The 13,067-nt window shown below is 34.9% G+C and carries 15 protein-coding genes and 1 tRNA gene; 7 read left to right on the top strand and 9 right to left on the bottom strand.

The annotated features are described in order from the left end of the window. The first annotated feature begins 219 nt into the window (after positions 1 to 219). The 3 genes from GGR21_RS16795 to GGR21_RS16785 are packed head-to-tail and all read left to right on the top strand — an operon-like array spanning position 220 to position 1,129. Positions 220 to 546 carry a hypothetical protein gene (locus tag GGR21_RS16795; protein WP_183308392.1) on the top strand — a complete coding sequence of 109 codons (327 nt, stop codon included), beginning with the start codon at positions 220 to 222 and terminating at the stop codon, positions 544 to 546. Continuing rightward, positions 524 to 901 carry a DUF6527 family protein gene (locus tag GGR21_RS16790; RefSeq protein ID WP_183308391.1) on the top strand — a complete coding sequence of 126 codons (378 nt, stop codon included), beginning with the start codon at positions 524 to 526 and terminating at the stop codon, positions 899 to 901. Before GGR21_RS16795 ends, GGR21_RS16790 begins: the two co-directional genes overlap by 23 nt. A 3-nt stretch (positions 902 to 904) precedes the next feature. Then, positions 905 to 1,129: a DUF2188 domain-containing protein gene (locus tag GGR21_RS16785; RefSeq protein ID WP_183308390.1), complete on the top strand. Its 225-nt coding sequence runs from the start codon at positions 905 to 907 to the stop codon at positions 1,127 to 1,129. A 107-nt stretch (positions 1,130 to 1,236) separates the two neighbouring features. Here GGR21_RS16785 and GGR21_RS16780 read toward each other — a convergent pair whose 3' ends face one another. The 4 genes from GGR21_RS16780 to GGR21_RS16765 all read right to left on the bottom strand — a co-directional run bounded on the left by GGR21_RS16780 (position 1,237) and on the right by GGR21_RS16765 (position 5,519). Further along, entirely contained in the window at positions 1,237 to 1,866 is a 630-nt protein-coding gene (locus GGR21_RS16780) for a metallophosphatase domain-containing protein (RefSeq protein WP_183308389.1), read from the bottom strand. A gap of 132 nt (positions 1,867 to 1,998) precedes the next feature. Further along, positions 1,999 to 3,051, bottom strand: coding sequence for a tyrosine-type recombinase/integrase (locus GGR21_RS16775; protein ID WP_246348101.1), 1,053 nt, complete (start codon positions 3,049 to 3,051; stop codon positions 1,999 to 2,001). Between the two features lie 708 nt (positions 3,052 to 3,759). Next, positions 3,760 to 5,043, bottom strand: coding sequence for a tyrosine-type recombinase/integrase (locus GGR21_RS16770; protein ID WP_183308387.1), 1,284 nt, complete (start codon positions 5,041 to 5,043; stop codon positions 3,760 to 3,762). A 221-nt stretch (positions 5,044 to 5,264) separates the two neighbouring features. Beyond that, on the bottom strand, positions 5,265 to 5,519 hold the full coding sequence (locus GGR21_RS16765; protein WP_183308386.1) for a hypothetical protein: 255 nt from the start codon (positions 5,517 to 5,519) through the stop codon (positions 5,265 to 5,267). A gap of 309 nt (positions 5,520 to 5,828) precedes the next feature. On the opposite strand from GGR21_RS16765, the gene GGR21_RS16760 reads away from it, so the two are divergent. Beyond that, on the top strand, positions 5,829 to 8,942 hold the full coding sequence (locus GGR21_RS16760; protein WP_183308385.1) for a hypothetical protein: 3,114 nt from the start codon (positions 5,829 to 5,831) through the stop codon (positions 8,940 to 8,942). A gap of 38 nt (positions 8,943 to 8,980) precedes the next feature. Here GGR21_RS16760 and GGR21_RS16755 read toward each other — a convergent pair whose 3' ends face one another. Then, positions 8,981 to 9,415 (bottom strand): hypothetical protein, encoded by a 435-nt coding sequence (locus GGR21_RS16755; RefSeq protein ID WP_183308384.1) that lies wholly within the window; start codon positions 9,413 to 9,415, stop codon positions 8,981 to 8,983. Positions 9,416 to 9,494: 79 nt separating this feature from the next. Here GGR21_RS16755 and GGR21_RS16750 point away from each other — a divergent pair, with 79 nt between their 5' ends. Both GGR21_RS16750 and GGR21_RS16745 read left to right on the top strand, forming a co-directional pair. Continuing rightward, positions 9,495 to 10,088 carry a hypothetical protein gene (locus GGR21_RS16750; RefSeq protein WP_246348100.1) on the top strand — a complete coding sequence of 198 codons (594 nt, stop codon included), beginning with the start codon at positions 9,495 to 9,497 and terminating at the stop codon, positions 10,086 to 10,088. A 561-nt stretch (positions 10,089 to 10,649) separates the two neighbouring features. Beyond that, complete coding sequence (locus GGR21_RS16745) at positions 10,650 to 10,910, top strand: hypothetical protein (RefSeq protein ID WP_183308383.1); 261 nt, start codon at positions 10,650 to 10,652, stop codon at positions 10,908 to 10,910. Between the two features lie 160 nt (positions 10,911 to 11,070). Here GGR21_RS16745 and GGR21_RS16740 read toward each other — a convergent pair whose 3' ends face one another. Beyond that, positions 11,071 to 11,577 carry a GNAT family N-acetyltransferase gene (locus tag GGR21_RS16740; RefSeq protein WP_183308382.1) on the bottom strand — a complete coding sequence of 169 codons (507 nt, stop codon included), beginning with the start codon at positions 11,575 to 11,577 and terminating at the stop codon, positions 11,071 to 11,073. A gap of 159 nt (positions 11,578 to 11,736) precedes the next feature. Here GGR21_RS16740 and GGR21_RS16735 point away from each other — a divergent pair, with 159 nt between their 5' ends. After that, positions 11,737 to 12,183 (top strand): hypothetical protein, encoded by a 447-nt coding sequence (locus tag GGR21_RS16735; protein ID WP_183308381.1) that lies wholly within the window; start codon positions 11,737 to 11,739, stop codon positions 12,181 to 12,183. A 68-nt stretch (positions 12,184 to 12,251) separates the two neighbouring features. On the opposite strand, the gene GGR21_RS16730 is transcribed toward GGR21_RS16735, so the two are convergent. The 3 genes from GGR21_RS16730 to GGR21_RS16720 all read right to left on the bottom strand — a co-directional run bounded on the left by GGR21_RS16730 (position 12,252) and on the right by GGR21_RS16720 (position 13,046). Continuing rightward, entirely contained in the window at positions 12,252 to 12,635 is a 384-nt protein-coding gene (locus tag GGR21_RS16730) for a hypothetical protein (RefSeq protein ID WP_183308380.1), read from the bottom strand. A 69-nt stretch (positions 12,636 to 12,704) separates the two neighbouring features. Beyond that, positions 12,705 to 12,778, bottom strand: a tRNA-Ala gene (locus tag GGR21_RS16725). 70 nt (positions 12,779 to 12,848) lie between these two features. After that, positions 12,849 to 13,046 (bottom strand): hypothetical protein, encoded by a 198-nt coding sequence (locus GGR21_RS16720; protein ID WP_183308379.1) that lies wholly within the window; start codon positions 13,044 to 13,046, stop codon positions 12,849 to 12,851. Positions 13,047 to 13,067 lie beyond the last annotated feature (21 nt).

Raw genomic sequence — 13,067 nt, 5'->3', positions numbered from 1 at the left:
ATGAAGAATAAATATCTTTAATCAATCTCATCCGAGAGCACTTAGTGGTATACTTTTCAATTACTAAGTGGACTACTTTTCAATTATATTATACATAAAGGGATAATACCACATGCTAAATATGTTACTAGGGAAAATATAGATGAGTTATCCTTGATGTCGCACGTCTTTATATGCATTGATAACGACAGTTCTCGTAAAACTATAGTAGAATATCTTTTGAAACAAGGGATAAGCTTTATTGATGTTGGAATGGGAGTAAACATAGTTGGTGATAAGCTGATTGGAATAGTCAGAACAACGTCTGCTAGCTTAGTTAAGAACGATCATATCATCAAAAGATTACCCTTATCAGAAAACAATGAGCCTGAGAATGAATATTCTACAAATATTCAAATTGCTGATCTTAATGCTTTAAATGCTGTATTCGCTGTTATTAAATGGAAAAAGATGAATGGCTTTTATCAAGACTTGATACAAGAGTTTCATTCAACCTATTCAATAAATGATTCAGATTTATTAAATGAAGAAACAATTCACACATAAGTTTGTAGAGCTCATGCCGCCTAGCTTAGAAGAAAATGTGCTGTACATCTCCATAGAGTGTGTGGTAGCAATTCATTTATGTGCATGTGGTTGTGGCAGTAAAACCATAACACCGCTAGCTCCTTCTGGTTGGCATTTGAAATTTGATGGTGAAAAGGTATCGCTAAACCCATCGATAGGAAACTGGAATTTTCCATGTCGTTCTCATTATTGGATTAGAGATAACCATTTTGTGTTTATTGATGATAATCGTAAGAATATCAAGATTGAATTAAGAAATGAGAGGAAAAAGAAGAAACGGAAGAAGAAACTAATTCCTCTGATAAAAGAATTTATAACAAAAAAGAAAAAATAAATTATGGGAAAGAATACCCATGTAGTTAAGAACCCATCAGGGGGTTGGTCTGCAAAACAAGCGAATGCACAAAGAAGCTCTGGCAATTTTGATACCCAAAAACAAGCTATAGAGAGAGCAATTCAGATAGCTAAAAATAATGGGCAAGAAGTCACTATTCATGGTACAAATGGTAGAATTCGTCAAAAGAATAGCTATGGAAATGATAATTATCCGCCTAAAGGCTAATTATTCCATATTATTCTGAAAGAAAAGAGCCTCTATACAAAATATTTAGAGGCTCTTTTTGTAAAGGGCAAAATAGCCCTCAATTTGAATATATCTTAACCCTTTGACTATATCTCAAAAGTTATTGGCTGATTCTTTATTGTATAATTTTGGTCTAATATGGAACCATTTACAAAGGTGGTATGGGAGCTTTCTCTCATGCCATAACCTTCATGGATATGCCCAAACAGATGATATTTTGGCTTTATCAGATTTACCTTAGTAAGCAAATCTTCACAGCCTGCGTTTACACCCGCTTCAGTCCGATCAAGAACTCCAAAAGGAGGACCATGCGTGATAAGAATATCTGTATTCTCAGGAATTAATTTCCAGTGTCTGGTGATATCTTCACCTCTTTTCCTATTGAATGCCCAATCGAAGAACCAGGGTGTAACTGGAGAACCCCAAATGTTAAGCCCTTCTATCATTATACCGGTGTCACAGAGATAATATGTATTTTGAGGCAACATCTCTTGAATATTACCTACTGTTTTCCCTTCAAAATAGAAATCATGATTGCCTGCTATGAATATTTTATAGTGATAATCAAGGGTAGAAAACCACTTGATAAAATCTTCGACTTCGGCATCTCTTCCCCTATTTGAAATGTCTCCACTATGAATTAGGATGTCTGCTTGTGGTAAATCTCCTAATTTTTGATGTAATCCGTGTGTGTCAGATAAAAATAATATTTTCATTGTCTGATATCGTTAAATTTATTGCTTAAGAAAGCATACTTTATTTTTCTAAATGAAAGTTTTCTGATGGAAAGTTATAAAAATATTGTGTAATATTCCGCTTTAGGAATTTGTCATTTGTGAGTCTTTCATTCAGAATAACTCATTCAGATGTTTCCTCATTTTCTCCTTATTTGTATTGACATAGTAGTATTTATAAATAGTCTGCGGATTATTGCCTACCTGTTCTGCTATCTGTAAAGGATGGTAACCCTCATCAATCAGTTTCGTTATAAAACAACTGCGGGCTGTTCCCCATGTTACCTTTTCGGTAATACCCTGATGAAGGCATATTTTCTTCAGTGTTTTGTTTACCTTAACAGTAAGCCTTGATACCAGTTCATATTTATGTTTCTCTGACTGATTGCATAACTTAAAGATTGGAAAGACATAATCCATATAAGCCTCCTTCCTGTATTTCTCAATCAGATCTTTTGCCTTGTCTATCAGAACTACACGGACCTGTTTATTACACTTAATGCGTTCGAAAGCTATTTCATTTTCCTTTATACATCCGCGGGTAAGATAACAGATATCGATATTAGATATTCCTCCTGCATAGTAGCTAAACAAAAATAAGTCAAGATGAAATTTTTCGTACTTCTTTAGAAAAGACCTGTCCATATTCTCTAACAACTGCATGGATATATTCGTTATAGCCTTCGGAATGAAGAATCGGGATTTGAACTTATCCCGGATAGGATCGAATACGGACAGGTTGACTCCGCATACATTGTATCTCTTTGCATAGGTAAAAGTAGCGTGGAGATATTTTAGTTTTGCATATATACCTCCGTTATTCCCTTTTTTTGCTCCCTGTTGCTGAACAAAGACGCTAAAATCCATGATAAACTTTTCGGTTATATCCCGAAATAAATACCGGGAGAACTCTTTACGGTATTTTAGTTTAGTAAATTTCTCCAGGTTACTTTTCAGAAACTTATATCCTCTGGCTGTATTGAAACTGGAGATCGTTACTCCATTCTTAACTCGTTTCCTGTGTTCAAAATAATCGACAATACGGTCAATGATAGATGAAACACTGGCTAGCCGGTCTTTGTACTTTTGGTTATCATCATAGTAATGTGATAACTCAACAGGCGACCAGTCTTTCTCTTCACACTCCCATCGTTCTGCTATTTTCATGTACTTCAATATTAGCCTCCGAAGCAAGTGGTTTTTTGAATTGACTTCTCTTGCATTTCCTGTAAAGCACTGTTTTTTCTGATCCCAGTCTTGATACAAACCGGAAATACAAATGGCTTTGGTAATACGGGAATAACCCGTCCGGTAGAATACAAGTTTTAGCCGAACCGTCCCGATGCTTTTAGGAGTGTGATCCCCCTTAATATTGATAGTAAACATAGTTTTGAATATATATAGTGTTAGTACTATGAAATTTCAACTTTTTTGACTATTTCAATTTAACAATCAGAAGGCCATAAATTATAAAATAATGTTAATAAAGCTCTGAAAAAGAATAGGACGTTTTTCATTTTTTCGTTTTTAGCCTCACTAACCCGTCTAAAAATATTAGTAAACATATTATTATTCAGTAAATTACAAGAAAACAACTGTATATATTGAATTGAAAAGGTTGTCATCACGACAACCAATTCGTTTTCATTATTTTTTATTTCTCAATAATTACAATGCGCTCATTTACAGTTTGTTATAAAATCAATAAAATGCATTATATAAAGAAAAAAATTAAAGGAAAATAACACGACAACCTTTGATTGTTAATCTTTTTCGTGAGCAAATCCGCATACAGACCGAGATTCCAGTATATATAACATAGAAAGCTTTTTATAAATACAGCATAAAAAGGATACATTCTAATTATGTGAAATATCAAAACATTTCGTTCATATGACTAAGCACATCATCCTTATGGGTTTGATCCCAGTAATGCTTATAGATTGTATTTGGACTATTCCCGGCAAACTTTGCCACGGCAATCGGATGATAACCTTCATCAATCATTTTTGTAATAAAGGTACCTCTGGCTGCATACCAGGTAAACTCCTTTTTAATCTTTAGGATTCGGGCAACTTTCTTCAAAGTCCTGTTCACTTTCTCTCGAAGACGTATTATTCGTTTCGTTTGCTGGTATTCGCTTTTATGCTTGGCTGTAAAGATAGGAAGTACATAATTCTGAAAGCATTCATCCTTATATTTCTCTACAATTGCTTTTGCTTTATCATTAAATGGCATCTCAGCTTCTTTCGGAAACTTTGTACGTTCATATACAATCACCCCGTCAACAATACAGTCCCATGTCAAGTAGCAAACATCTACACTGGCCATGCCTCCGGAATAAAAGCTGAATAGGAACATATCAATCCAAAAGATTTCTTTCTTACTGAATTGACTTTTGTCCATTTCTTCAATCTGTGTAATAACATCATAAGATATTGTCTGCGGAGGATTCTCTTTTCTTTTGAAATAAGGCCTGACACAATCGAATATCTTTTTATCTGTATCAGGTTGTCCCATTAAGTTGGCATTATAAAATACACCGACAAATTTCTTGAGCCTTTCCGGCAGACCCGCACTTGTTCCCTCTCTAATTCCCCTTTCCTGTAAGTAAAAGACAAGGTCTTTCAGAAATTTTTCATCGATATCCCTGAAATAGTATGTGGAAAAACTTTTATCATATACTTCTTGTGTAAATTTTTGCAGTTGCAGCCGGAGATAATAGTATTGTTTTGCATTACTGGCGCAGGATATGAATTTGTCATTTTTGAGCCTCTTCTGTTTTTTCATATTTTCCATGATAATATCAATGCATTGCGATATTGGCATTACCTTGACTTTCTTTGCCGGAGTATTTTTGTCTTCCATATCGAAATAATGGGACCATTGGACTGGCGACCATTTAACTCCTTCTGCTTCCCAGTCTTCTGCTATTTTCTGATATTTGAGACGAAGATCAAAAAGAATTTTATTCTTACTGATAGCATCTTTAGACTTAGCCTTAAAGTTTTGTGCTGTCTGATCCCAGTCTTCAAACCGTCCGGTTAAGTTCAACGATTTTGATACTCTGGGATAACCTGTCTGGAATAAGATCATATCCAGTTTTACCAACTTACCATCTTTAGGGTGTGGCTTTCCTTTGAAATTGATTGTATACATACTAAGTGGTTTAAATTGCCATTTATGTAGTATTGGTTCCTACATATTATTCTACATGAGAATAGGGCTATACCACGAAAAAGGTTTACTCTATGGGTATTTTAGTATATAACCCGTATGAGTAAACCTTTTAAATATCTTACAATCTTTTAGTTACAGATATTACTCTGTATATCTACGAAAAAGAGGCTGCCCTACTTTTGAGACAGCCTCTTTTTATTCTATATACCCGATAATTTCGTATATTTTATTTCATTTTCTTTTTTATCGTTCTTCTCCTTTATCTCTTTTCTGATAAGGATCTCTGCACTCGCCGCTATAACGCAATAAATTATAAACGGAACTATTATATGATATGGCATTTCTCCATTTTTCAGCCCGAAGTTAATATCGCTCATTGCCAAAAGCAGCAGGTAAAAAAAGAACACTATATAAGCTATTCTGTGTATGGTTCTATATTTCTTATAACCTTCCATAATAATCTAAATTCTAAATTGTTACAAACTATAAGAAACTTGTATTTCTTAACGGATCATTCAAAAAGAAGTCTTCTCATACGCAATCCTTTCTTTACCTTGTGAAGTATTTATTATTTGTGCTAACATAGCCCTTAAAATACACATTTCCAAATATTTTATAGATTATTGACGATTGCCGGGTTTTATCAGATTTGAAGATAATTATCTATAGAGAAAAAGTAATCAGAGCAGTCAAAGGAGTTAAGTGGTAAGCAAACATTCAATCTACTTTAACTACTCTGACTACTAACTAAATTCTTAAACATTATGGCAAGTATAGAACTCTACATCGACAATCAATTATGTGAAACGGAAAATCCGGAAAATTTTTCCATCTACCTCAAACGCCAGTTCCTCAATCCGGCGGAACTAAGTACAAAAGACGCTCAAAAATCGTATGACATCACCTTACCCGCCACGGCTACCAACAATATTATTTTTGGCTACACGAACGTGGAAGAGGTGAAAGGCAAATTCGCACGCCTGTATGATGCGCAACTACTGGTAAACGGCATCAGGATTTTCGACGGGAAATTCAAGCTGAGCGAAATCACCCGAACCTCTTATAAAGGGAATCTGGGCGTGCCTGCTCCAAAGACAGTGAAGGATATTTTCGGGGAGATGAAACTTTCCGACAGTGCTCCTATGGAGATAGAATTCGATGATTTTGTGGAAAGTGTTAACAATATAAATACAAAGGCAAAAGAAGAAATACAAAAATGCATATTCCCTTATGTATTATATGGATTGCTACCCAAAAACTCGAAAGATTCAAGTGGCTATATATATTCTCCCCGCCTCGAATGGGATGATACCGTTATATTGGGCAACCAGCACCTCCCTCCCTCTATAAATGTAATGATGATGTTGAAACATATTTTCGAGACTAAAGAATATACATTACATGGAACCGCTCTGGATGACACAAGGCTAAACTCCCTGTATATGAGTTATAAAAACGCACCTGATTATATTATGCCATGGAACTACGGCAGCCAGGGGTATGTCAAAATATCGGGAGAATGGGAAAATGGAAAAGGTGAAAATCTAGTTTTAGAAAAAAATGGTATATTCACCCGTTACCCCGGATGGGATTTTTATACGGGAGACCTGTTTAATAGTACAAATGCGATGATAAATGACTCGCAAATAATAGATCCGGGTGGAAACTTCTCTATTGATCCTGTAAGTCAAAATGGCAGAACCTGGAACAAATGTAAATTGACCATACCTAAATCGGGCTATTACAAGATCAGGTTTAAAGCCAATCTGGAAATAGATCATTCACATAACAACTGGTTCTGGCAAGACCCTGACACGGGCTTTCATTTTGCAGGAGGTATTTCTAATAACTACAACAATTATTTACGCCAGAGACGCTACGAAATAAAGCTGCTCAGAGATCATGGCAATGGTGACTTCGGATTGTACGAATCGAGAATAGATGGAGTATATTATGATGACAACCTGAACCAAAACAACAATATGGATATAAACCAGCCATCATTGTTTCCTAAATATTTTCCTCAAATGTTTAAGAACAAAGACGGGAAGCCTAAACAGGTCATGTTTATAGATCCTAAGCAAAACCCGAATCTGGTTGCCGGTCTTTCGTGGGGATATGTGACGCAGAATTATAATCTGAAAGGAGACAGCCCGACAACCGAATACGGCAGGGTCTTAGTTGCCAAACCTTCAAAATCGTGGGATAACAGTAGTAGCTTTGACATAACCAAAACAGGCATTGACAATCCGGGATATTGGTATTACGGTAAATTATCTGATTTTGAAGATGATGACACGACTGATATAGATATTTCAGTGGGGGAAAGGAAAAGCGGATTCGTTTTTGATGCAAAAGGATTACTAGAACCGATATCTAATCCGAATGAAAGTTCTGTTATATTGTATAAATATAAACTGGAAGAAAATAAAATATATCGAATATATACTCCTGCTGATTCTCAATGGATAGGCAATATTCATATGTATGATTCAAAAAATGAAGTTGTCGAATCAGAAAAAAGATATGTTGTTTTACCTGGAGAAAAAAAGGATATAGATACTTCTGATGGTCTTATTTACCTGTCCCTGTATCTATCAATGAAAACCGCGGATAGGGAATTTGACGTTACCGATACAATCAGTATAAAAGAGATAAAACGAGCATCTGACGACAACAAATACGACTGGAAACTATCAGATAAATTTAAGGCAACAATAGATAACTCTCCCGAATCGTATGCCCGCAGAGGATATAACAAAAACGGAAATTATATGGGCAATAACGACTGGTTTGCCGACGGCGAGGTGAACGCAATAGTGTGGCTCGAAGAAAATGAAAAGCTTACCATTGCGGCAACTTCCGACGATGGTTGTATGAAGAAAGGTTCCGGCACAGACTGGGGATGGACATTTCAGAAACTCGATTATGATCTCGAAATCGCTCCTTTCAGGACAGACAAAGACTGGCTGAAAATAGATAACGAAGGCAGGGGAACAGAAATAATGGACTGGAACGATGACTCCAATTTTCAGACAGGCGCTATCGACCTTATTAAATTCTTACCGAATGATGTGAGTGCTGATGATTTCATCAATAACTTTTGCAAGGCATTTAATCTCACCCTGTCACAGGTTACGCCCAGCGCTTTTTCCTTAGACCTGAGACAACAGGCTAAGACCGAACGCACCCATATAATAGATCTGGATAGTAAAACAGCTGTTACTCAAAGCAAAAACCAATCGATGAACCTTCCTTTGTCCTATTCGATAGGTTTCACACTTAACGAAAACGAAGAAGGTTATGTAAAATCGCCCAAAGAAGAGGGCGGAATTCTATATACCGGTTCTGAAGATGGGGAAAAAAAAGAACAAAAGAATAATTTCTCATATAACTGGTTCAAAGACATCGTAAAAACAGAAAGCGCTACCAAACAGGTGAGGCTGCCTCTCCCAGTCATTTCAGAAGCAGAAGTATGGTCTGACGAAAAAAAATACAGCGAAAGTATGGATCGTTTTACCAACCTGTCACTCCGTTTCTGGTATTACAACGGGCTTCTGAACGATCTGGGCGCCACATTTAAATTCTCAAAGAATGTTCAGGATTTAAAACTCGCCAAAGTTTCGAATACCCTGCCCGAACAGAACAGGCTATCGTACAGAGATGAAGAAAATACAATATTAAGAAATTATTTTACCTTACTCACCGATGCAAGTAATGCGTATACAACTGTGGAGTGCCACCTGACACCTGACGAATACAATAAATTACCTGACAGTTGGGTAAAACTGAATAGCGATCTTTATTATGTAACGGAAGTAGATGGCTATGATCCTATGTGTAAAAAGAAAGCCACTTTAAAACTTATACGCAGATAATAGAAAATAGAAAGTCCGGCATTGCCGGACTTTTATTATTATTCAGTAATTTTTTCGTAATCCGTCCATTTATTATAATTGGGTGGAAATGCCAAAGATAAAGTGTTACCTGCTTTATCCAGCTTGTAAGCCCATATTTCATCCTTTGTTTTAAAAGCAGTATTATTTATCATATATCCTCCATCAGGAGATATTCTTATTCCATCCTCTGAACCATTTTCATACAGGACAAGTGAATATGCAGCACGTCCCTCTGTAAATTCATATCCCTTTGTTTTATCATTCTTATTCCTCCATTTTCCTTCTATCGGATTATATTCTTCCGGTTTATAATTCGGATCGCTCGGATCGTTCCAATCGCCATTCCATGTGAATTTATCTTTGTCGTTATCCTCCTCGTCATCATCTCCGCCGCAAGCAACAAATCCCAGACTAAGGCTACATATAAATATAAAACAGATAAACTTTTTCATGATGTTGTTTTGTTCGTTCATTTGTTAACAAAGATAGATAATAAATGAAGAATGAAAAATTATGAATGAAAAATTATGAATGAAAAATTATAAGGTACATCCTAAACACGAGGTAGTTTCCTATATATTTTTGTACTTTTACAAAGGTAAATTATGGAATCAGAGTGCTTTGCTACTCTATATAATAAACAGAAGCAATATGGGACTATTCGATTTATTCAAGAAGAAAAAGAAAGTGGTTGAGCTTTCGGGTAAAGATTATCAGGAGCTGGTTTCCGATATGTTGAATAACGCCAATACGCTGGTCAGACAATTCTCGGAGGGTGTCACACTCGACTTCAGTGTGGAAAGCCTGCACGACCTCGACCAGATAATAGAAAGTAATACCGAAGTGTACAAAGAATCGAACGATAATACAAAACGTATTATGGTTATGAAAATCGGTTCGTACATTTTCGAAGTGGCACGACAAAATTTCGGAGGGAAGTATTACTGGTATGACAATCTCGATCAGCCGATACTGATTACCGGCCAGCCCGAATTTGAGATGTCGCTGTTGGCATACGAGAAAGTCAAAGGACGTTTTGAGAACGGTCCTGAGGATAACATTCCTTTCTTTTTTGAGGGGTATGTGCAAGGCGTAAAAAACAAGGCAAACCAGATGATCGTTTAGCCTCCCCGAAGAAAAAAATATACATATGACCGATGGCTTGAATTCTTTGATTAATTCAGGCCATTTTTCGTTTAAAATACCAGTATTTGCGTTTTTCGAAAGTGTTTTATATTTTATTTTCAGTTTCTGAAAATTATTTTGCCAATTCTCTAACATATTATATTAATCGAAAGTTTTTTGACATCAATATGTTAAATAAGAAACGAACAAACTAAAAAAAACACACAAAAAGGACTAATTATGCCATATTCTTACACTATTTTTACAATACTAAAAGATAAGGAATATACAGGAATTATCAAGATCACAATTAGATAAATATATATATAAAATAGTAATAAATGCCCCAATAGTGATATTGTATTTTATAATTTTAATAGCACTAGTTTAGATTTTTTTAATAGTTAAGGAAGAACCGCAAGTTTTGTGTAGTTTGTGAAGTGTGAAGCCATGTGAGCTGTGAAGTTCGCATGGTTTTGTTTTGTATATTGTAGTGCATACAGATTTTTTGTGGAGGATTGGGAGAAAATTGTTAGCTTTATAAAATCAACTTAATATATTATGAAGAAGTTTACTTTTATAGCAGAATTTAGAGGTGGTACATATATCACTCAATACAATACAGTAGATATTTTAGAAGCTTTGTTGGCGTGGGTAGATTATTTAGATACTTCAATATATCCTCAACGAATTATTCGTAAACTTCAAAAAGAAATTAAGAGAGAACAACCTATACCAATAAAAGGAGTAGATAATGTATGGTGCTGCTCATTTTCTCCTTATAATTCATTTCTCTTATTGAATATTATAGAAACGAAATAAATAAACCACACACTTTTAAAATGCAGGGATATTTCTGGTGGAGCATAATACCAAAGTATCGAACTCTTTTATAAGGATTTTGAGAAAATTGTTCGCTTTATAGAAACATAGATTTAATAGGAATGAATAGTATCATTTGAAATACCAAATTTGTACCGTTTCAATCCTTTAATATTGAATACATTTTCATATCAATGAAAATACCATTTTTAATAGCATTTTTTCTCAGAGTTCCTTCATACTCAAAGCCACATTTTTCCAGTATTCGACAAGAACTTATATTATGGGCAAAGGGTTCTGCAAAAATTCTGATGATATTAGTGTTGTGAAAAATATAATCACATGTTTGTTTTAATGCACCCGTTCCAAATCCTTTTCCCCAATAAGGTTCTGCAATGTAGTATCCTACTTCTGCTGTTCTTGAATGTATATTGGCCTGACGAAATACTCCTATACTCCCGATCACTTTATTATCAACAGTTATTGCAAAGGCATATATTACTTCTTTATCTGCATTAAGAATTGTTGTGATGTATTCTTCCGCATCTTGTACTGTATAAGGGAAAGGAATTCCATCTCTTAAATTATCCAGTATTTTTTTATTATTCAAAGCTTCAGCAAGATTTTCTGCATCTTCTACTTTCCAGTAACGTATTTTACATTCCATATTTTAAATTAAAGTTTAAAAATAATAAAAAAATAAAGTATTGAACTCTTTTTGTGAGGATTGGGAGAAAATAGTTAGCTTTATTACTCATTTTAACAAATTGAAACTATTAAAACATATTTTTGTATATTATGCTTCTTCTTTATTAGTATTATTACTGTGGATGCTCAAGAATCTACTTATGTAAAAGGGAAAGGCTATGAAGGATATATTTTCTTTGAAAATCATTTTATATTTGGAAGTATTGAAAACCAAAAAGATAGATATACTCCAACAATTGATGATATTGATGAAGCTGAAAATATACTAAAAAACAGTATCGATGCTGAAATGGAAAAATATTGCCCTTATCCATGTAAGCCAAATGGAGAAGCAAGGATAACAAAAAATAAAATAAAGAAATATAAACGTCAGTATGCTGGGTATATAACAAATGATAGAGATATTATAATTTATATAAACTTATTACACGATAACGATATTCCAAAAGACAGATTAAAATCCGATATAGTATGGGTATCAGATGGAGGTTCTAATTATTGGCAGATTTATGTAAATATAACTAAACGGAAACTATTTGGTATGTCTATAAATGGGATTGCTTAAAATAAAAATCCCCAAACATTTCTGTTCGAGGATTTTATCGAGTGGTTTATGTTATGTATCAAACACGATTAATCACCATCACCATCTTTTGGAGCATCAAGAACCTTCTGTAAATTCTCTTCCGAAATTACTTGTTTTAACAGCCAATGATAAACATTCTGATTATTGGTAGTAACAACGTAAGCCTGAACAAACTCCCAACCTTGTTTTCCCATATAGTTCATTGCATCAACCATCGAATTGAATGAAATTTTTTTACCTTTATCATCTTTTAAGTAATCAATCCCTTTCCAGATACTTGTTGACTGACCAAAATCGACTTGAACATTAACTTTTGTACTCATAAACTTTCCGGTGCCAACTAATTCGCAATAAATAAAATTTTCTTTTTGGGCAGATGAATACAATGAGCAACAAGCCACCAAAAACAATAATAAGAGTAATTTTTTCATTTTCGTAGTATTTGATTTCATTTTTAATAAAAATCCCCAAACATTTCTGTTCGAGGATTCCAAAATTTGTGGAGCACGTCGGACTCGAACCGACCACCTCAACACTGCCAGCGTTGCGCTCTAGCCAGATGAGCTAGTGCCCCAAATCGGGCGTAAAGATAGCACTTTTTGTTTGACAGTGATATATATCTGTGAAAAAAATTAGTCTGCACCTTATTTTTGTATCAGGCTGACGATAAACCCACCCAGTAGTGTACCATATCCGCAGTTCACCCAGCATTCGGCCGACAACGGATAAGTACCCCAGTAGCATGAGAAATAATACCAGTACAGATACCCGAATACCAATCCGAGGAGCATCCCGGCAAGGATGCTCTTGTTATTTGATATAAAGCTTATTACCTGTTTCATAACGTTTCTGTTTACATGAAT

The organism is Dysgonomonas hofstadii (genome assembly GCF_014196915.1).
In the GTDB taxonomy this organism is placed as follows: domain Bacteria; phylum Bacteroidota; class Bacteroidia; order Bacteroidales; family Dysgonomonadaceae; genus Dysgonomonas; species Dysgonomonas hofstadii.
This window is presented reverse-complemented; position numbering and strand designations above follow the sequence as displayed.